This window comes from Frigoribacterium sp. PvP054 (assembly GCF_040547465.1).
GTDB lineage: Bacteria > Actinomycetota > Actinomycetes > Actinomycetales > Microbacteriaceae > Frigoribacterium.
This window is the reverse complement of record NZ_JBEPPU010000004.1, coordinates 141,188-161,232: the sequence shown is the minus strand read 5'-3', so window position 1 is coordinate 161,232 and position 20,045 is coordinate 141,188. Positions and strand designations below refer to the sequence as shown.

Annotated in this window: 16 protein-coding genes and 1 tRNA gene; 14 read left to right on the top strand and 3 right to left on the bottom strand. The window is 70.4% G+C overall.

Annotated features, from left to right (window positions below):
- Positions 1-34: 34 nt before the first annotated feature.
- The 12 genes from hisI to ABID81_RS07740 all read left to right on the top strand — a co-directional run bounded on the left by hisI (position 35) and on the right by ABID81_RS07740 (position 15,411).
- Positions 35-451 (top strand): phosphoribosyl-AMP cyclohydrolase, encoded by a 417-nt coding sequence (gene hisI, locus ABID81_RS07795; RefSeq protein WP_354594229.1) that lies wholly within the window; start codon positions 35-37, stop codon positions 449-451.
- Entirely contained in the window at positions 444-1,976 is a 1,533-nt protein-coding gene (locus ABID81_RS07790; RefSeq protein WP_488627671.1) for an anthranilate synthase component I, read from the top strand. Before hisI ends, ABID81_RS07790 begins: the two co-directional genes overlap by 8 nt.
- Positions 1,976-2,620, top strand: a complete 645-nt coding sequence (locus ABID81_RS07785) for a Trp biosynthesis-associated membrane protein (protein WP_354594228.1) — start codon at positions 1,976-1,978, stop codon at positions 2,618-2,620. The genes ABID81_RS07790 and ABID81_RS07785 overlap by 1 nt, the downstream gene beginning before the upstream one ends.
- A gap of 81 nt (positions 2,621-2,701) precedes the next feature.
- On the top strand, positions 2,702-2,980 hold the full coding sequence (locus tag ABID81_RS07780) for a DUF6704 family protein (protein ID WP_354594332.1): 279 nt from the start codon (positions 2,702-2,704) through the stop codon (positions 2,978-2,980).
- A complete protein-coding gene (trpC, locus tag ABID81_RS07775) occupies positions 2,981-3,754 on the top strand; it encodes an indole-3-glycerol phosphate synthase TrpC (protein WP_354594227.1) in 774 nt (257 codons plus the stop codon).
- Positions 3,755-3,756: 2 nt separating this feature from the next.
- Positions 3,757-4,965, top strand: coding sequence for a tryptophan synthase subunit beta (trpB, locus tag ABID81_RS07770; RefSeq protein ID WP_354594226.1), 1,209 nt, complete (start codon positions 3,757-3,759; stop codon positions 4,963-4,965).
- Positions 4,962-5,777, top strand: coding sequence for a tryptophan synthase subunit alpha (gene trpA, locus ABID81_RS07765; RefSeq protein ID WP_354594225.1), 816 nt, complete (start codon positions 4,962-4,964; stop codon positions 5,775-5,777). Before trpB ends, trpA begins: the two co-directional genes overlap by 4 nt.
- 85 nt (positions 5,778-5,862) lie before the next feature.
- Positions 5,863-6,861, top strand: a complete 999-nt coding sequence (lgt, locus tag ABID81_RS07760) for a prolipoprotein diacylglyceryl transferase (protein WP_354594224.1) — start codon at positions 5,863-5,865, stop codon at positions 6,859-6,861.
- A gap of 288 nt (positions 6,862-7,149) precedes the next feature.
- Entirely contained in the window at positions 7,150-11,727 is a 4,578-nt protein-coding gene (gltB, locus tag ABID81_RS07755) for a glutamate synthase large subunit (protein ID WP_354594223.1), read from the top strand.
- Positions 11,720-13,177, top strand: a complete 1,458-nt coding sequence (locus ABID81_RS07750) for a glutamate synthase subunit beta (RefSeq protein WP_354594222.1) — start codon at positions 11,720-11,722, stop codon at positions 13,175-13,177. Before gltB ends, ABID81_RS07750 begins: the two co-directional genes overlap by 8 nt.
- Before the next feature lie 79 nt (positions 13,178-13,256).
- A complete protein-coding gene (gene pyk, locus ABID81_RS07745; protein ID WP_354594221.1) occupies positions 13,257-14,705 on the top strand; it encodes a pyruvate kinase in 1,449 nt (482 codons plus the stop codon).
- Positions 14,706-14,790: 85 nt separating this feature from the next.
- On the top strand, positions 14,791-15,411 hold the full coding sequence (locus ABID81_RS07740) for a hypothetical protein (RefSeq protein ID WP_354594220.1): 621 nt from the start codon (positions 14,791-14,793) through the stop codon (positions 15,409-15,411).
- A 140-nt stretch (positions 15,412-15,551) separates the two neighbouring features.
- Here ABID81_RS07740 and ABID81_RS07735 read toward each other — a convergent pair whose 3' ends face one another.
- Positions 15,552-15,755 carry a cold-shock protein gene (locus ABID81_RS07735; protein ID WP_043592793.1) on the bottom strand — a complete coding sequence of 68 codons (204 nt, stop codon included), beginning with the start codon at positions 15,753-15,755 and terminating at the stop codon, positions 15,552-15,554.
- Positions 15,756-16,046: 291 nt separating this feature from the next.
- Positions 16,047-16,132 (bottom strand) — tRNA-Leu (locus tag ABID81_RS07730).
- Positions 16,133-16,171: 39 nt separating this feature from the next.
- Between ABID81_RS07730 and ABID81_RS07725 the strand changes: the two genes are divergently transcribed.
- Positions 16,172-16,777, top strand: coding sequence for an ANTAR domain-containing response regulator (locus ABID81_RS07725; protein ID WP_043592796.1), 606 nt, complete (start codon positions 16,172-16,174; stop codon positions 16,775-16,777).
- Positions 16,778-16,831: 54 nt separating this feature from the next.
- Here ABID81_RS07725 and ABID81_RS07720 read toward each other — a convergent pair whose 3' ends face one another.
- Positions 16,832-17,188: a PaaI family thioesterase gene (locus ABID81_RS07720; RefSeq protein ID WP_488628702.1), complete on the bottom strand. Its 357-nt coding sequence runs from the start codon at positions 17,186-17,188 to the stop codon at positions 16,832-16,834.
- A gap of 184 nt (positions 17,189-17,372) precedes the next feature.
- On the opposite strand from ABID81_RS07720, the gene polA reads away from it, so the two are divergent.
- A complete protein-coding gene (gene polA, locus ABID81_RS07715; RefSeq protein ID WP_354594218.1) occupies positions 17,373-20,045 on the top strand; it encodes a DNA polymerase I in 2,673 nt (890 codons plus the stop codon).

Sequence of the window (20,045 nt, the reverse complement as noted above, 5' to 3'; positions counted from 1 at the left end):
CCGCACCGCACCGCACCGCACCGAGGAGCACACCATGACCGACCAGCTGACGCGCGAGACGGTCGAGCCCGTCGTCGCCCGGGCCCGGTTCGACGCGTCGGGCCTGCTGCCCGCCATCATCCAGCAAGAGGGCACGAAGGACGTCCTCATGATGGGCTGGATGGACGCCGAGGCACTGCGACGCACGCTGACCGAGGGGCGGGTCACGTTCTGGTCGCGCTCCCGGCAGGAGTACTGGCGGAAGGGCGACACGTCCGGCCACGCCCAGTTCGTCCGGGCCGCGGCCCTCGACTGCGACGACGACGTGCTGCTCGTCACGGTCGAGCAGCTCGGCGCCGCGTGCCACACCGGTGCCCACTCGTGCTTCGAGGTCGACCCGCTCGAGCCGGCCACCGCCTCCTCGTCCCCGTCGTCCGGCACCACCGACCCGACCGGAGGCCCGCGTGCCTGACGCACCGATCCGCACCTCGACGACCCGCGCGCAGTTCGACGAGCGGCTGGCCGGCCACCGGGTCGTCCCGGTCGTCCGAGACCTCTTCGCCGACGGCGAGACGCCGGTCGGCGTGTACCGCAAGCTCGCCGACGGTCGACCGGGCAGCTTCCTGCTCGAGTCCGCCGCCCAGGGCGGCATCTGGTCGCGGTGGTCGTTCGTGGGCGTCTCGTCCTTCGGCGTGCTGACGACCGACGGCGGCGAGGCGAGCTGGATCGACTACGGAATCGACCGCGACCGGGCACTCGGCGACGCCTCGGGGCGTCCCCTCGAGGTGCTGTCGGCGCTGCACCAGCGCTGGGCGACGCCCCGCATCGACGGCATGCCGCCCCTCACGGGCGGGCTGGTCGGCTTCATCGGCTGGGAGGCCGTCCGCGAGCTCGAGCACCTGCCCGACGCACCCCCCGCCGAGTTCTCGGTGCCGTCGCAGGCGCTGAGCTTCGTCTCCGAGCTCGTGGCCCTCGACCACCGGACCGGCGCGGTGCTGCTCGTCGCGACCGCCCTGAACGACGGGACCGACGACGCTGACGCCCTCTGGGCCGACGCCCAGGCCCGCCTGGACGACCTCCAGTCGCGACTGGCCGCGCCGAGCGAGACGTTCCTCGCCGACGTCGACCTGTCGATCGAGTCGACGCCCACCCGGCGGACGACCGACGCCGAGTACTCGCAGGCCATCGAGCGGTCGAAGCGGTACATCCACGACGGCGACGTGTTCCAGGTCGTCGTCTCGCAGCGCTTCGACCACGAGGTGACGGCCGAGCCGCTCGACGTCTACCGGGTGCTGCGCACGCTCAACCCGAGCCCGTACATGTACCTGGTGACCCTCGACGACGTCGACGGTCGGCCGTACACGATCGTCGGGTCGTCGCCCGAGGCGCTCGTCAAGGTCGACGGCCGACGGGCCTACACGCACCCCATCGCCGGGTCGAAGCCGCGCGGCGCGACGCCCGACGAGGACCAGCACCTCGCCGACGAGCTCTCGTCCGACGAGAAGGAACGCGCCGAGCACCTCATGCTCGTCGACCTCGCGCGCAACGACCTGCTCAAGGTCTGCACGCCGGGCACCGTCGAGGTGACCGAGTTCATGCAGGTCGAACGGTTCAGCCACATCATGCACCTCGTCTCGAGCGTCGAGGGCGACCTGGCGCCCGGGCGGGACGCCATCGACGCCTTCCGTGCCACGTTCCCGGCCGGCACCCTCTCGGGTGCACCCAAACCACGGGCGCTCGAGATCATCGACGAGCTCGAGCCCGCACAGCGGGGCGTCTACGGGGGAGTCGTGGGCTACTTCGACTTCGCCGGGTCCGCCGACGTCGCGATCGCGATCCGCACGGTCCTGCTGCAGGACGGCGTCGCCCGGGTCCAGGCGGGCGCCGGGCTCGTCGCCGACAGCGATCCCGCCGCCGAGAACCAGGAGGCGCGCAACAAGGCCGCGGCCCCGTTGCGTGCCGTCGCGGTCGCCAACGCCATGTCGAGGCTGCGCTGATGACCGCCCGCCGCCTGAAGCTGACGACGATCCTGCTCGGCATCGTGCTGGCCGGGCTCGCCCTGCTCTCGTGGACCCAGGACTGGTTCCACGTCGTCGTCGCCTCGCCTCAGGGCGGTGACCTGCCCCTCGACGTCGCGGGCGACGTGGCCGGCGCCCCGTTGTCCGCGCTCGCGTTGGCGAGCCTCGCCCTGTTCGGTGCGCTCACGATCGCCGGCCGCGTCTTCCGCGTCGTGCTCGGCCTGCTGCAGGTGGTCCTGGGCGCCAGCGTCGTGCTGACGACGGCGACGGCCGTGGCCGACCCCGTCCGGGCCTCCGGCAGTGCCGTGACCACCGCCACGGGCGTCGACGGCACCGACTCGATCCGGGCCATCGTCTCGTCGGTCGAGCCGACGGCCTGGCCCTGGTTGGGCCTCGTGGCCGGCGTGCTGGCCGCGGTGCTCGGACTCGCCACCGTCCTGTTCTCGGGCGCCTGGCCCGAGGCCACCCGCAAGTACTCGGCCACCCGGCTGGTCTCGGCGGACCCCACGGCCGACCCCGCCGCCGCCTGGGACTCCCTCTCGGGAGGCGACGACCCGACCGACGACGGACCCCGTCCCGGCGGAGGCGGGTCGGGTCCGAGCGACCCGGGCGGCACCCGGTAGACTCGGCCCTCGTACCGACCTGATCCAAGGAGCACTGTGAGCACGAACACGACGAGCACCCCCTCCGGTGGCGACGCGCCCCTGAAGAACGCCCCGGCGAAGGTCGACTCCGGCTCGAAGGGCCACGACGCCGAGTCGGCCGACGACCTCGGTCACGGCAACTCGCCTGCGGCGTGGACGGCCGTGGTCATCATGCTGGTCGGCTTCGCCATCGGCACCCTCGCCTTCTTCCTCGACATCCCCTGGATCGTCTGGGCGTCGGCCGGCCTCGTCGTCGTGGGCCTGGTCGTCGGTTTCGTGCTGAAGCGGGTCGGCTACGGCGTCGGCGGGCACCGGTACGTTCCGAAGGCCCACAACTAGGTGCTCGACGACCTGTACGCGGGTGCCGTGGCCGACGCCGAGGCACGCCGCGAAGCGCTTCCGTTCGCCGCCGTCGAGGCGGCCGCCCTGGCACGCCCGGCCGCCCTCGACGCGCGGGCCGCGCTCAGCCCGGCCGACCGGGTGAAGGTCATCGCCGAGGTCAAGCGGGCCAGCCCCTCACGCGGCCACCTCTCGACCATCGCCGACCCGGCCTCCCTCGCCGTCTCGTACGCCACCGGCGGAGCGAGCGCGATCAGCGTCCTCACCGAGGGGCGCAAGTTCAAGGGGTCGCTCGCCGACCTCGAGGCCGTCCGGGCCGCGGTCGACGTCCCCGTGCTCCGCAAGGACTTCATCGCCGACCCGTACCAGGTCTTCGAGGCCAGGGCGGCCGGGGCCGACCTCGTGCTGCTCATCGTCGCCGGTCTCGAGCAACGCGTGCTCGTCGACCTGCACGACTTGGTGCGTCAGCTCGGCATGACGGCTCTCGTCGAGACCCACTCGGCCGACGAGGTGTCGCGTGGCCTCGACGCGGGCGCGACGGTCCTCGGCGTCAACGCCCGAGACCTGACGACGTTCGAACTCGACCGCGACCTCTTCGGTCGGTTGTCCGACTCGATCCCGTCCGGCGTCACGCGCGTCGCCGAGTCCGCCGTCCTGTCACCCGACGACGTCGCCCACTACCGGCGGGCAGGTGCCGACGTCGTGCTCGTGGGCGAGGCCCTCGTCACCCACGGCGACCCCGCCGACGCCATCACCCGTTTCCTGGAGGTCTGACCATGGCACTACGCGACGAGACGGGCCCCTACTTCGGCTCCTTCGGCGGGCGCTTCGTGCCCGAGTCCCTGGTGGCGGCCCTCGACGAACTCGACGCGGCCTACAAGGCCGCTTCGGTCGACCCCGAGTTCGCCGCCGAGCTGAACGCCCTGCACGCCACCTACACGGGACGTCCCTCGATCATCACCGAGGTGCCCCGCTTCGCGGAGCACGCCGGCGGGGCCCGCGTCATCCTCAAACGCGAAGACCTCAACCACACCGGGTCGCACAAGATCAACAACGTGCTCGGCCAGGCCCTCCTGGCCCGCAAGCTCGGCAAGACGCGGCTGATCGCCGAGACGGGGGCCGGACAGCACGGCGTCGCCACGGCCACGGCCGCCGCCCTCTTCGGCATGGAGTGCGTGGTCTACATGGGCCAGGTCGACACCGAGCGTCAGGCCCTCAACGTCGCCCGGATGCGGTTGCTCGGCGCCGAGGTCGTCTCGGTGACGACCGGGTCGCGCACGCTCAAGGACGCCATCAACGACGCCATGCGCGACTGGGTCGCGAGCGTCGACACGACGCACTACGTGCTCGGCACCGTCGCCGGCCCGCACCCCTTCCCCGCGATGGTGCGCGACTTCCACAAGATCATCGGTGAAGAAGCCCGCCAGCAGGTCCTCGACCTGACGGGATCGCTGCCCGACGCCGTGACGGCGTGCGTCGGCGGCGGGTCGAACGCCATGGGCATCTTCCACGCGTTCCTCGACGACCCCTCGGTGCGGCTCTTCGGCTTCGAGGCCGGCGGTGACGGGGTCGAGACGGGCCGCCACGCGGCCTCCATCACCCTGGGGCGCGTCGGCAACCTCCAGGGCACCCGGTCGTACCTCATGCAGGACGAGGACGGCCAGACCCTCGAGAGCCACTCGATCTCGGCGGGACTCGACTACCCGAGCGTCGGTCCCGAGCACGCCTGGCTGGCCGAGACCCACCGGGCCGAGTACCAGCCCGTGACCGACGACGAGGCGATGCAGGCCTTCCGCCTGCTCTCGCAGACCGAAGGCATCATGCCGGCGATCGAGTCGGCACACGCCCTGGCCGGCACGATCAAGCTCGGCCGCGAGCACCCCGACTGGACGATCCTGGTCTCGCTCAGCGGCCGCGGCGACAAGGACGTCGCGACCGCCAGCCGGTACTTCGGCGTCCTCGACGAGAAAGCACAGCAGCTGTGACGACCGACACCCCCACCGGCACCAGCAAGGTCGGCGCGGCCATCGCCGCGCGGCGCGAGGCCGGCACCGGGGCCGTCGTCGGCTACCTGCCGGTCGGCTTCCCCGACCTCGACACCAGCATCGACGCCGCCGTCGCGATGGCCGAGAACGGCATCGACGTCATCGAGCTGGGCATCCCGTACTCCGACCCGGTCATGGACGGCCCGGTCATCCAGGCCGCCACCCAGCGCTCGCTCGCCGAGGGCTTCCGGGTCCGCGACGTCTTCACGGCCATCCGCGAGATCACCGCCCGGGTCGACGCCCCCGTGATCCCGATGACCTACTGGAACCCCGTCGCGCAGTACGGCGTCCAACGCTTCGCCGACGACCTCGCGGCCGCGGGCGGCGCCGGGCTCATCACCCCCGACCTCATCCCCGACGAGGCCGGCGACTGGACGGTCGCCGCCGTGGCGGCCGACCTCGACCGGGTGTTCCTGGCCGCTCCCTCGTCGAGCGAGTCGCGCCTCCGTCAGGCCGTCGCCAGCAGCCGCGGTTTCGTCTACACCGTCTCGACCATGGGCATCACCGGTGCCCGCTCCGACGTCGACGCGGCCGCGAGCACCCTCGTCGCCCGCCTGCGCGAGGTCGGCGTCGAGAACGCCTGCGTCGGGCTCGGCATCTCGACCGCGCAGCAGGTGCGCGAGGTACTCGAGTACGCCGACGGTGCCATCATCGGCTCGGCCTTCGTCCGCGCCCTGGCCGACGGCGGCGTGGAACGCCTCGCCGAGGTGTCGGCCGACCTGTCCTCGGGCGCCGCCCCGTCCGCCTCCTGACCCCTCGGGCGCGAGGGCACTCGCGCTAGAGTCGTCACCCGTCGGGTGACCGACGCCCCGAACCCCTCCGAAAGGCACACCGACCGTGTTCGTTCCCCTGAGCATCCCGAGCCCGTCGGCCGCGTGGCAGTACTTCGACGTCACCGCCTGGTTGAACTCGACCTTCGGGGCCTCGCTGCCCGGCTCGTTGCGCATCCACGCGTACGCCATCTGCATCCTGGTCGGCATCGTCGCCGCCGCGCTCATCACGAACCACCGTCTGAACCGGCGCGGCGCCGAGAAGGGCATCGTCATCGACGTGGCGATCTGGGCCGTCGTCTTCGGCATCGTCGGGGGACGGTTCTTCCACGTGGTGACCCACCCGGGCGACTACTTCGCCGGGCAGGAATGGTGGCGCGCCTTCGCCGTCTGGGAGGGCGGCCTCGCCATCTACGGCGCCCTGTTGTTCGGCGCGGTCGGCGTCTGGCTAGGCTGCCGCTTCACGGGCCTGAGGTTCACGGTCTTCGCCGACGCCCTGGCCCCGGGGCTGCTCGTCGCCCAGGCCTTCGGGCGTCTCGGCAACTGGTTCAACCACGAGCTCTTCGGCATGCCCACCGACCTGCCCTGGGGGCTCGAGATCGAGTCGACGAACGCGGCCTACCCGACCGGCCTGCCCGAGGGCACGCTCTTCCACCCCACGTTCCTCTACGAGATCGTCTGGATGCTGGCCGGGGTCGCCATCCTGCTGCTCCTCGAGAAGAAGTCGTCGATGCAGTGGGGCAAGTCGCTCGCGTTCTACCTCGTCTGGTACGGCATCGGCCGGGCCTGGTTCGAGTCCATCCGCACCGACCCCAGCCTGCTGTTCTTCGGCATCCGGACGAACGTGTGGATGAGCTTCTTCGCGATCGTCCTCGGCGTCGTGATCTTCGTCGTCGCCTCCCGGCGCCACACCGGCACCGAGCCCGGGCCCTACGTTCCCGGACGTGCTCCGAGCGACCGACCGTCTGCGGTAGACTCCGACGACACGTACACGGAGAACGACGAACCCGAGTTGGTCACCGTCGGCGCATCGGACGACAACACCGATCGCTCACCGCGTCCCTAGGTCGTCCACTCCACGACGACCGCGGGCCCGGCGCCCCACCGTCGCGGCGCCCGATCCCCTCCACCCCATCCCGGTGCGAGCGATCCGCCCGCGACACGGTTCTGTGCACGCGCCCGCGCCTCGTAAGATCGAGCGCAGTCGACGTCCCACGTCGGCGTGCACGCCCACGGTCGCCACGAGCCGACCTCTCCCGCCGCGTCGGGGCCGCCCACAGACCCCGGCCCCGTCAGGCACCTCGGGCCGACGACGTCCCGCCCCCTGTCGGATCTCTTCGTGAGGACGGATTCCATGGCTCTCACGCCAGCACACCAGCAGTTCAGCACGGTTCCCGAGGCCACCGGCCTCTACGACCCGCGCAACGAGAAGGACGCCTGCGGCCTGGCCATGGTCGCCACCCTCCGCGGAACCCCCGGCCACGACATCGTCGACACCGCCCTGCGGGCCCTCCGCAACCTCGAGCACCGTGGGGCCGTGGGCTCCGACGCCGGCACCGGCGACGGAGCGGGCATCCTCTGCCAGGTGCCCGACGAGTTCTTCCGGCACGAGGTCGACTTCGACCTGCCGCCCGCCGGTCGATACGCGGTGGGCATCGCGTACCTGCCCCTCGACGACCAGGAGCGAGCCGAGCTGAAGACCGGCATCGAGCGGATCGCCGACCTCGAGCACCTCGACGTCCTCGGCTGGCGTGAGGTCCCCGTGCGTCCGGAAGAGCTCGGCACGCTCGCACGGAACGCGATGCCGGCGTTCGAGCAGCTCTTCGTGGCCAGCCGCGACCACGACGCGGACGGCGTGCCGCTCGCCGGCGTCGCGCTCGACCGCCAGGCGTTCCGGCTGCGCAAGCGGGCCGAGCGCAAGCTCTCCGCCTACTTCACGTCGCTGGGAAGCCGGACCATGGTCTACAAGGGCATGGTCACCACCCTGCAGCTCGAGCCCTTCTACCCCGACCTGAGCGATGAGCGCTTCGCCTCGAAGCTCGCCATCGTGCACTCCCGCTACTCGACGAACACGTTCCCCTCGTGGCCGCTCGCGCAGCCGTTCCGCATGATCGCCCACAACGGCGAGATCAACACGGTCCGCGGCAACCGCAACTGGATGCGGGCCCGCCAGTCGCAGCTCGAGAACGAGCTGATCGGCGACCTCAAGCCCATCCTGCCGATCGTCAGCCCGGGTGCCAGCGACTCGGCCTCGTTCGACGAGGTCGTCGAACTGCTGAGCCTCACGGGCCGGTCGCTCCCGCACGCCGTCATGATGATGGTGCCCGAGGCCTGGGAGAACCAGGTCGCCATCGACCCGACCCTTCGCGACTTCTACGAGTACCACTCGATGCTCATGGAGGCGTGGGACGGTCCTGCCGCCATCACGTTCACGGACGGCACGCACGTCGGTGCGACCCTCGACCGCAACGGCCTCCGCCCCGGGCGATACCTCGTGACCGACGACGGCCTCGTCGTGCTCGCGAGCGAGATCGGGGTCATCGACGTCGACCCCGCCAAGGTGGTCCGCAAGGGGCGGCTCCGCCCGGGCAAGATGTTCCTGGTCGACACCGAGGCCGGTCGCATCATCGAGGACGACGAGATCAAACGCGACCTCGCGACCGCCGCGCCCTACGGCGAGTGGCTCGCCGAGGGACGCATCCACCTCTCCGAGCTGCCCGAGCGCGAGCACATCGTCCACACCCCGGCGTCGGTCACGCGCCGTCAGCGCACCTTCGGGTACACCGAGGAAGAGGTGCGCATCCTGCTGACGCCGATGGCGAAGACGGGCGCCGAGCCCCTCGGTGCCATGGGAAGCGACACGCCGATCGCCGTCCTGTCCGAGCGCCCGCGCCTCCTGTTCGACTACTTCACGCAGCAGTTCGCCCAGGTGACCAACCCCCCGCTCGACTCGATCCGCGAGTCGGTCGTCACGTCGCTCAAGCTGGGCCTCGGCCCCGAGCGCAACCTGCTCGCGGCCACGCCGGAGCACGCCCGTCAGGTGATCCTCGACTTCCCGGTCATCGACAACGACGAGCTCGCCAAGATCCAGCACATCGACCCGAGCCCCGGATCGCGCCTGACGTCGACCATCCGGGGGCTCTACCGCGCCGACAAGGGCCCGCGGGCCCTCGAGAAGCGCATCTCGGCCATGTGCAACGAGGTCGACGACGCCATCGAGGCCGGCGCCGAGTTCATCGTGCTCTCGGACCGCGACTCCAACGCCGACTTCGCCCCGGTGCCCTCGCTGCTCATGATCGCGGCGGTCCACCACCACCTCATCCGCACCGAGAACCGCATGAAGGTCGGCCTGATCGTCGAGGCGGGCGACGTCCGCGAGGTGCACCACGTGGCCACGCTCATCGGCTACGGCGCGTCGGCGGTCAACCCGTACCTCGCGATGGAGACCTGCGAGAACCTCGTCCGTGCCGGCATGATCACCGGGTTGAGTCCCGAGGACGCCGTGCACAACCTGATCAAGGCCCTCGGCAAGGGCGTGCTGAAGATCATGTCCAAGATGGGCATCTCGACGGTGTCGAGCTACGCCGCCGCCCAGGCGTTCGAGGCCGTGGGCCTCAGCCAGGAGTTCGTCGACACCTACTTCACCGGCACCTCGTCGATGCTCGGCGGCGTCGGCATCGACGTCATCGCGGCCGAGAACAAGCAGCGCCACACCAGCGCGTACCCCAGCGACGGCTCGGTCATCGCCCACGAACGGCTCGCCACCGGCGGCGAGTACCAGTGGCGCCGCGAGGGCCCCCGCCACCTCTTCAACCCCGACACCGTGTTCCGGCTGCAGCACGCGACGCGCACGCGCCGATACGACATCTTCCGCGAGTACACGAAGCTCGTCGACGACCAGGCCGAACAGCTGATGACGCTCCGCGGGTTGTTCCGCCTCAAGCACGGGGTGCGACCGGCCGTGCCGCTCGACGAGGTCGAGCCGATCGCGTCGATCGTCAAGCGGTTCTCGACCGGGGCGATGAGCTACGGCTCGATCTCGCAGGAGGCCCACGAGACCCTGGCGATCGCGATGAACCGGCTCGGCGGCAAGTCGAACACCGGTGAGGGCGGCGAGGACGTCGACCGCCTGCTCGACCCCGAACGCCGCAGCGCCGTGAAGCAGGTCGCCTCGGGTCGGTTCGGCGTCACGAGCATGTACCTGACCCACGCCACCGACATCCAGCTCAAGATGGCCCAGGGCGCGAAGCCCGGCGAGGGCGGACAGCTGCCGCCGACCAAGGTCTACCCCTGGGTCGCACGGACCCGCCACGCCACCGCGGGCGTGGGCCTCATCTCGCCCCCGCCCCACCACGACATCTACTCGATCGAAGACCTCAAGCAGCTCATCTTCGACGTCAAGCGTGCCAACCCCGCGGCCCGCGTGCACGTGAAGCTCGTGAGCCAGTCCGGCATCGGGGCGGTCGCCGCAGGCGTGACCAAGGCGCTGGCCGACGTCGTCCTGGTCTCCGGTCACGACGGAGGCACCGGCGCGAGCCCCCTGAACTCGCTGAAGCACGCCGGCACGCCGTGGGAGATCGGCCTCGCCGAGACGCAGCAGACGCTGATGCTGAACGGCATGCGCGACCGGGTGGTCGTGCAGGTCGACGGTCAGATGAAGACGGGTCGCGACGTGCTCGTCGCCGCCCTGCTGGGCGGAGAGGAGTTCGGCTTCGCCACGGCCCCGCTGATCGTCGAGGGGTGCATCATGATGCGCGTGTGCCACCTCGACACCTGCCCGGTCGGCGTCGCGACGCAGAACCCCGAGCTCCGGGCGCGCTTCTCGGGCAAGCCCGAGTTCGTCGTGAACTTCTTCGAGTTCCTCGCGCAAGAGGTCCGCGAGTACCTCGCCGCCCTGGGATTCCGCAGCCTCGACGAGGCCATCGGCCGGACCGACGTCCTCGACGTCGACCGGGCCGTCGACCACTGGAAGGCCTCCGGTCTCGACCTCGCCCCCGTGCTGGTCGGCCCGACCTTCGCCGACGACGAGCCCCGCCGCAACCTCACGACGCAGGACCACGGTCTCGGCGACCACTTCGACGTCCAGCTCATCGAACGCAGCGCAGACGTGCTCGAGAACGGCGGCCACGTCGAGATCACGCTGCCCATCCGCAACACCGAACGGGCCGTCGGCACGATGCTCGGCCACCAGGTGACCCTGCGTCACGGCGAGCACGGTCTGCCCGACGGCAGCATCGAGGTCAACCTGACCGGCTCGGCCGGGCAGTCGCTCGGCGCCTTCCTCCCTGCGGGCATCACGCTCCGGCTCGAGGGCGACAGCAACGACTACGTGGGCAAGGGTCTCTCGGGAGGCAACGTCGTCGTGCGTCCGCCGCGGGGCAGCGGCTTCGCGGCCGAGGAGAACGTCATCGCCGGCAACGTCATCGGCTACGGCGCCACCCAGGGCAGCATGTTCTTGCGCGGCATCGTGGGGGAGCGCTTCCTGGTGCGCAACTCGGGAGCCAGCGCGGTCGCCGAGGGCGTGGGGGACCACGCGCTCGAGTACATGACCGGCGGGCTCGCCGTCATCCTCGGCGACACCGGCCGCAACCTCGGCGCGGGCATGTCGGGGGGGACGGCCTACGTGCACCGGCTCAAGCCCGAACGGGTCAACGCCGAGGCCCTGGCCTCGGGCGAGCTCGAACTGCACCCCCTCGGCAGCGCCGACGTCGAGATCCTGACCGACCTGTTGCAGCGGCACCTGGCCGAGACCGGGTCTCCCGTGGCCCGGCGGATGCTCGACGACCTCGACACCACGGTGGCCGAGTTCGTCAAGGTGCTGCCCCGCGACTACGCCGCCGTCCTCGCCACCCGGCAGACGGCCGTCGACGAGGGTCTCGACCCCGATGGCGACGAAGCATGGAAGAGAATCCTGGAGGTGACCGGTGGCTGACCCCAAAGGCTTCCTGAAGACGCAGACCCGCGAGCTGCCCAAGCGCCGCCCCGTGTCGGTGCGGCTCATGGACTGGAAAGAGGTCTACGAGCAGCAGGAGAGCGGTGAGCTCCGACGCCAGGCCGGTCGCTGCATGGACTGCGGCGTCCCGTTCTGCCACCAGGGGTGCCCCCTCGGCAACCTGATCCCCGAGTGGAACGACCTGATGTGGCGTGGTGAGGGCCGTCAGGCGATCGAGCGACTCCACGCGACCAACAACTTCCCCGAGTTCACGGGCCGCCTCTGCCCGGCGCCGTGCGAGTCGTCCTGCGTGCTGGGCATCAACCAGCCGCCGGTCACCATCAAGCAGGTCGAGGTGTCGATCATCGACCAGGCCTTCGCGAACGGCTGGGTCACCCCGCACCCGCCCGAGCGCCTGACGGGCAAGACGGTCGCCGTCGTCGGCTCGGGCCCCGCCGGCCTCGCCGCCGCCCAGCAGCTGACCCGTGCCGGACACACGGTCGCGGTCTACGAGCGCGAGGACCGAATCGGCGGCCTGCTGCGGTACGGCATCCCCGACTTCAAGATGGAGAAGAAGCAGCTCGAGCAGCGCATCGCCCAGATGCAGGCCGAGGGGACCCGCTTCCGCGCCCGCGTCGAGATCGGGCGCGACATCGCCTGGGACGACCTGCGGGCGCGTTACGACGCCGTGGTCGTCGCGACGGGGGCCACGGTGCCCCGCGACCTGCCCATCCCGGGACGCGACCTGTCGGGCATCCACTTCGCCATGGACTACCTCGTGCAGCAGAACAAGGCCGGTGCCGGCGACACGGTGTCGGACCAGATCACGGCCGAGGGCAAGCACGTCGTCGTCCTGGGCGGTGGCGACACCGGAGCCGACTGCATCGGCACCGCACACCGTCAGGGCGCCCTCTCGGTGACCAACCTCGCCATCGGCCAGCAGCCGCCGGAGGAGCGCCCCGAGGCGCAACCGTGGCCCATGTTCCCCACCCTCTTCGAGGTGTCGAGCGCCCACGAAGAGGGCGGCGAACGCGTCTACCTCGCCTCGACGGTCGAGTTCCTGACGAACGAGGTCGGCGAGGTGCGGGCCATCCGCGTCGCCGAGACCGAGTACCTCGACGGACGTCGCGTGCCGAAAGCGGGCACCGAGCGCGAGGTCCCCGCCGACCTCGTCCTCCTGGCCCTCGGTTTCACCGGCCCCGAGCGGGAGACCATCGAAGAGCAGCTGCGCCTCACCTTCGACGGCCGCGGGTCCCTCGAACGCGGCGCGACCTACGAGACCGGGGAGCCCGGCGTGTTCGTCACGGGGGACGCCGGCCGCGGGCAGTCCCTCATCGTCTGGGCCATCGCCGAGGGTCGCGCGACGGCGTCGGCCGTCGACGCCTACCTCGAGGGCGAGACCGTGCTGCCCTTCCCGGTGAAGCCCACCGATCGGTCCCTCTCGGTCTGATCCCGCCATCCGACGGGAATAAGGTGGTCGTCGGGTCTGCAGTCGTCCCACCACCCTTCCCCCCACACGAACGGAACACATGAGACGCGCAAAGATCGTCGCCACCCTCGGGCCGGCGACGTCGAGCTACGACGACATCCGGGCGATCATCGACGCCGGAGTCGACGTCGCCCGCATGAACCTCAGCCACGGCAGCTATGACGTCCACGAGGGCGTCTACGCGAACGTCCGCCAGGCCGCGGCCGACTCGGGCCGCGCCGTCGCGGTCCTCGTCGACCTCCAGGGGCCGAAGATCCGGCTCGGCAAGTTCGCCGACGGTCCGCACGACCTCGAGGTCGGCGACGTGTTCAAGATCACGACCGACGAGATCCTCGGCTCGAGGGAGATCTGCGGCACGACCTTCAAGGGACTGCCGAACGACGTCGCACCCGGCGACCCGCTGCTGATCGACGACGGTCGCGTCAAGCTGCGCGTCCTCGAGACCGACGGCACGGTCGTCACGACCGAGGTCGTCGTCGCGGGCACCGTCTCGAACAACAAGGGCATCAACCTGCCGGGCGTCGCGGTCAACGTGCCCGCGCTCTCCGACAAGGACGAGGCCGACCTGCGCTGGGGCCTCGCACTGGGCGCCGACCTCATCGCCCTCTCGTTCGTCCGTGACGCCGACGACGTCGTGCGCGTGCACGAGATCATGGCAGAAGAGGGTCGCAAGGTCCCGGTCTACGCGAAGATCGAGAAGCCCCAGGCGGTCGACAACCTCGAGGCCATCATCGACGCGTTCGACGGCATCATGGTGGCCCGCGGCGACCTCGGGGTCGAACTGCCCCTGGAGGCCGTGCCCATCGTCCAGAAGCACGCCGTCGAGCTCTCGCGCCGCATGGCCAAACCCGTCATCGTCGCGACGCAGATGCTCGAGTCGATGATCTCCAGCCCCATCCCGACGCGGGCCGAGACCTCCGACGTCGCGAACGCGGTGCTCGACGGCACCGACGCGGTCATGCTCTCGGGCGAGACGAGCGTCGGCGAGTACCCCGTCATCACGGTGCAGACCATGGCCCGCATCGTCGCCTCGACCGAAGAGCACGGCCTCGAGCGCATCCCCCCGCTGGGCACCCGCCCCCGCACCCAGGGCGGGGCGATCACGTTGGCCGCGGCCGACGTCGCCGAGTTCGTCCAGGCGAAGTTCCTCTGCGTGTTCACGGAGTCCGGCGACTCGGTGCGTCGCATGTCGCGCCTGCGCCACTCCATCCCGATCCTCGCCTTCACCCCCAACGAGGCCATCCGTCGGCGCATGGCCATCAGCTGGGGCGTCCAGTCGTACCTCGTCGAGACCGTCACGCACACCGACGCGATGTTCGCCCAGGTGGACGACATCCTGATCGGCAACGACCTGGCCGAGTCGGGCGACAAGGTCATCGTGATCGCCGGGTCCCCTCCCGGCATCGCCGGGTCGACGAACGACCTCCGCGTGCACCGCGTCGGCGACGCCCACGGCGAGGCCGCGCCGGCCTACGCCTCGCAGCCCTGACGCAGGGCCGTCCGTCCCGAAGAGCCGGGGCGATCCCCAGGGATCGTCCCGGCTTCGTCGTGCGGACGGGGCGTACGCTCACGCCATGTCCGTGGACGCCCGCCATCCCTCGTGCTTCGAGTTCGAGGGCCGTCTCTACGTCGTGCCGTCCTGGAGCGGGCACGGCGTGGCCGAGACGCGGCACAGCCTCGGCGCCGACGAGTCGACGAAACGCCGAGGAGGTGCGGGTCCGGCCCGGTGGGCCGGTCTCGGTGCCCTGGTGGGCGGCTCGTTCCTCGGGGGAGTGGCCGCGACCGTGTGGCGGGTCGACGGCCTCTGGGCGCTGCTGCTGATCTTCGTCCTCGGTGCGGGGGTCGGAGCCGTCCTGGCCGTCGGCACCCGGACGATCTTCCGCGAGGGCGACGCCGCCGACGAGACGACGACGGTGCGCCCGGCGACCGGACCGTTGCCGAGGGTCGAGGTGCCGTGGGACGTGGCCCGCGCGGCCCCCGAGGACTCGACCGGCGACGAACTCGTCCTGTGGTCGACCCTCACCAGTCGGTATCGCGAGGCCCGTGAGGCCCTCGTCGCCGGCGGCGGCGACGACGACCGCTTCACGGACCCACGCGAGGCCGGAGCACGGATCGCCGAGTGGGAGTCGGCCTACCGGACGGCGAGCCGGGACTACGAGCCGGTGGCGCGCCTCCTCGGTTTCCCGCTTCCGTGAGGTCGGTGCGGGTGTCCGGGGCCCGCGACCTCAGCGCCCTGCAGAACGGAGAAAGCCCCGACCCGCGCGAGCGGATCGGGGCTTTCGGTTCAGTGGCGGGCGAACCCGCCGACTGACGGCGTCACGAGGACGCCACCGAGTCAGATGACGCGGATGTTCTCGGCCTGGAGGCCCTTGTTGCCCTGGGCCGTGTCGAACTCGACCTTCTGGTTCTCTTCCAGGTTGCGGTAGCCGTCGCCGGCGATCGCGGAGAAGTGCGCGAAGACGTCAGTGGTTCCGTCGTCGGGGGTGATGAAGCCGAAGCCCTTTTCGGAGTTGAACCACTTAACGGTGCCTGTTGCCATTTTTCTTGTTCCTTCAATCAGAGTTGTCGATCTCGATTTCGAGATCGCTCGTCGCGGTGCCTTTTTGTCCGCTCCCTCTGAGAACGACGCCACCCTCGGAACCCCTCTCGATGAGAGGAGGCCTTCGGCACGTCGCGAGATACAAATGCGTAACACAACAACCAGTAGCACCAGCGTAGTGCACGGATGCTCACGGGGACACACTCTGAGCACAACTCGTGTCGGCGTGTTGCGACGGAGGTCGTCGGCGGGACCAGCCGGCGAGGGAAGGAGGGCCACGTCTCGTCGGGCTGGTGCCGGATGTGGGACTCGAACCCACACGCCCTCACGGACAGAGCATTTTGAGTGCTCCGCGTCTGCCATTCCGCCAATCCGGCGCACAACAACCACGTCGACAATACCGTAGGCTCGACGTCGTGAGTGACCAGGAAGCAACCCCAGCAGCACCCCGTCGCGTCGTCGTGGCCGAAGATGAGTCCCTCATCCGCCTCGACATCGTCGAGATCCTCCGCGACAACGGTTTCGAGGTGGTGGGCGAGGCCGGTGACGGCGAGACCGCCGTCGCCCTCGCGACCGAACTGCGCCCCGACCTCGTCATCATGGACGTCAAGATGCCCCAGCTCGACGGCATCTCGGCGGCCGAGCGGCTGTCGAAGGCGCACATCGCCCCCGTCGTCCTGCTCACCGCCTTCAGCCAGAAAGAGCTCGTCGAACGGGCCAGCGAGGCCGGCGCCCTGGCGTACGTCGTCAAGCCGTTCACTCCGAACGACCTGTTGCCCGCCATCGAGATCGCCCTCTCGCGGTACGCCCAGATCATCACCCTCGAGGCCGAGGTCGCCGACCTCGTCGAGCGCTTCGAGACCCGCAAGCTCGTCGACCGGGCCAAGGGCCTGCTCAACGAGAAGATGGGACTGACCGAGCCCGAGGCCTTCCGGTGGATACAGAAGGCCTCGATGGACCGCCGTCTCACGATGCACGACGTGGCCCAGGCCATCATCGAGCAGCTCAGCGCCAAGAAGTAGCGCACCCCACGCGAGAAGGCCCGCCCCGACGATCGGGGCGGGCCTTCTCGCGTGTCACCCCTCGTCGCGGGCGTCGGTCAGGAAGTTCGTGATGCGCACGGTCGACAACAGCCGCCCGCGGTCGTCGGTCATGACGATCTGGTGGGTCGCCAGGGTCGAGCCGAGGTGGACGGCGGTACAGGTGCCCGTGACCCACCCGGAGGCGGCGGACCGGCTGTGGCTCGCGTTCAGCTCGATGCCCATGGCGACGCGTCCCGGGCCGGCGTGCACGTTCGCGGCGACCGACCCGAGGGTCTCGGCCAGCACGACGTGCGCACCTCCGTGCAGGATGCCCACGGGCTGCGTGTTGCCCTCGACGGGCATGCGACCGACGGCGCGCTCGGCGCTCATCTCGTCGATGACGATGCCCATCTTCTCGGCCAGGGCGCCGACGCCGCGACGCCGGAACAGCTCGACGGCGGCCTCGCTCAGGGACGCGTCCGACGACACGGTCCTCTCGGCGTCGTTCGGGGCGGCGGGCGGACGGGTCATGACTCTCCGGTGGGGGACGGAGGCGCCCGGCGACGGTGTCGGGGGTGCCCGCTAGGCTGACGTGGTGACGGACGACACGAAGCCTACCCTCCTGGTCATCGACGGCCATTCCCTCGCGTTCCGGGCCTTCTACGCCCTGCCGGTCGACAGTTTCGTCAACCGCGAGGGTCAGCACACCAACGCGATCCACGGCTTCATCTCGATGCTGCTCAGCCTGCTCAAGGCCGAGAAGCCGACGCACCTCGCCGTGGCCTTCGACATCTCCCGCTTCTCGTTCCGCACGCGCGAGTACCCCGAGTACAAGGGCACCCGGTCCGAGACCCCCGTCGAGTTCGTCGGTCAGATCCCGCTGCTGCAAGAAGCCCTCCACGCCATGGGCATCACCACGATCACCAAAGAGGACTTCGAGGCCGACGACATCCTCGCCACCCTCGCCACCCGTGGCCGCGCCGAGGGCTTCCGGGTGCTCGTCGTCTCGGGCGATCGCGATGCCATCCAGATGGTGAACGACGACGTGACGTTGCTCTACCCCTCTGCCCGAGGCGTCAGCGAGCTCACCCGGTACGACCGTGACAAGGTCTTCGAGCGCTACGGCATCGAACCGCACCAGTACCCCGAGGTCGCGGCCCTCGTGGGCGAGACCAGCGACAACCTGATCGGCATCGACAAGGTGGGCGAGAAGACCGCCGTCAAGTGGATCAACCTGTACGGCGGCCTCGACGAGATCATCGCCAGGGCCGACGAGATCAAGGGCGTCGTCGGGCAGAAGCTCCGCGAGCAGAAGGACAACGCGGTCCGCAACCGTCGCCTGAACCGTCTCGTGACCGACGTCGAGCTGCCCGTCGGCCCGGGCGACCTCGAACGACGAGGCATCGACGAGGAGGCCGTCCGCGAGCTCTTCGACAAGTTGCAGTTCCGCACGCTCCTCGAACGGGTCCTCGCACTCTCCGACGCGGGCGATCGGTCGGCCGGCGCCCCGACCGAGGCGCCCGTCACGGCTGCCCCGACCGGCCTCCCCGTCGTCCGCACGCTCATCGACGAAGAGCTCGCCTTCTGGCTCAAGAAGCACGCCTCCGACCCCGACGAGCCCGTCGGCCTCACGGTCGAGTACGGGGCCGACGGTGTCGTGGGTCTCGGCATCTCGTCGTCCGACGAGTCCGCCTACGTGCCCTGGGCCGCGGGTCGGGGCGACTACGTCGCGCTCGAGGCCTGGCTCGACGGCCGGACGCCCAAGGTGGTCCACGACGCCAAGCGTGCCTACAAGGCGTTGTCCCGGGCCGGGCTCCGCCTGACCGGCATCGTCGGCGATCCGCGGATCGCCGCCTGGCTGCTGCGCCCGGGCCGCACCTCCTTCGCCCTGTCCGACCTCGTGTACGAGCAGCTCGGCGAGACGCTGCCGGTCGGCGACCCGAACCAGCTGGTCTCGGCCGACGACGACGTCAACGTCGCCTCCGAGGCCTGGTACGTCCTGCGCTTGTCCGAGTCGCTGGTCGCCGCCCTCGACGACGGGTCCCGTCGCGTGCTGACCGAGATCGAGCTCCCCCTCGTCGCCGTCCTCGGCGACATGGAGCTCACCGGGGTCGCCGCCGACCGTGACGCGCTCAAGGCGCTGTCCCTGCGACTCGGCGAACAGGCCGGTGGACTCGCCGCGGCGGCGTTCGCCGAGATCGGGCGCGAGGTCAACCTCGGGTCGCCCAAGCAACTCCAAGAGGTGTTGTTCGACCAGCTCCAGATGCCCAAGACCCGGGCGACCAAGACCGGCTACTCGACCGACGCGGCGTCGTTGGCCGACCTGCAGGAGAAACACCCGCACCCCTTCCTCGACCTCCTCCTGAAGCACCGTGACGCGACCAAGTTGCGGCAGATCATCGAGACGCTCGAGAAGTCGATCGCCGACGACGCCCGCATCCACACGACCTACGACCAGACGGGGACGACCACGGGGCGCATCTCGTCCGTCGATCCGAACCTCCAGAACATCCCCATCAAGGCCGCGGTGGGACGCGAGATCCGCGCGGCGTTCGTCCACGGCCCCGACTACGAGACGCTGCTCACGGCCGACTACTCACAGATCGAGATGCGCATCATGGCGCACCTGTCGGGTGACGAGGGGCTGATCCAGGCCTTCGCCGAGGGCGAGGACCTCCACCGGTTCGTCGGCGCCCGCATCTTCGGCGTCGAGCCGTCCGACGTCACCTCCGCCATGCGCACCAAGGTCAAGGCCATGTCGTACGGCCTCGCCTACGGTCTGAGCGCCTTCGGCCTGTCGAAGCAGCTGCGCATCGAGACCGCCGAGGCCCGCCAACTGATGACGGACTACTTCGAGCGTTTCGGCGCCGTGCGCGAGTACCTCCGGAACGTCGTCGAACAGGCCCGAGAAGACGGCTACACCGAGACGATCTACGGCCGCCGCCGACCGTTCGGCGACCTCAAGTCGCCCAACCGGGTGCTCCGCGAGAACGCCGAACGGGCCGCGCTGAACGCGCCGATCCAGGGCTCGGCCGCCGACATCATGAAGATCGCCATGCTCGGCGTCCGGTCCGAGCTCGACGAGAGAGAGATGGGCTCACGCGTCCTGCTCCAGGTGCACGACGAACTCATCGTCGAGGTCGCACCGGGCGAGGTCGACGACGTCCGCGAGATCGTCCGGCGGCGCATGAGCGGCGCAGCCGACCTCCGTGTCCCGCTCGACGTCAGCGTGGGCCTCGGCGAGAGCTGGGACGCTGCCGCCCACTGA

Excerpts from the sequence above, each read along its gene's own strand:
- hisI (WP_354594229.1), top strand. The coding sequence starts at position 35 with ATGACCGACCAGCTGACGCGCGAGACGGTCGAGCCCGTCGTCGCCCGG.
- ABID81_RS07785 (WP_354594228.1), top strand. The coding sequence starts at position 1,976 with ATGACCGCCCGCCGCCTGAAGCTGACGACGATCCTGCTCGGCATCGTG.
- trpB (WP_354594226.1), top strand. The coding sequence starts at position 3,757 with ATGGCACTACGCGACGAGACGGGCCCCTACTTCGGCTCCTTCGGCGGG.
- gltB (WP_354594223.1), top strand. The coding sequence starts at position 7,150 with ATGGCTCTCACGCCAGCACACCAGCAGTTCAGCACGGTTCCCGAGGCC.
- pyk (WP_354594221.1), top strand. The coding sequence starts at position 13,257 with ATGAGACGCGCAAAGATCGTCGCCACCCTCGGGCCGGCGACGTCGAGC.
- ABID81_RS07740 (WP_354594220.1), top strand. The coding sequence starts at position 14,791 with ATGTCCGTGGACGCCCGCCATCCCTCGTGCTTCGAGTTCGAGGGCCGT.
- ABID81_RS07735 (WP_043592793.1), bottom strand. The coding sequence starts at position 15,755 with ATGGCAACAGGCACCGTTAAGTGGTTCAACTCCGAAAAGGGCTTCGGC.
- ABID81_RS07720 (WP_488628702.1), bottom strand. The coding sequence starts at position 17,188 with ATGGGCATCGTCATCGACGAGATGAGCGCCGAGCGCGCCGTCGGTCGC.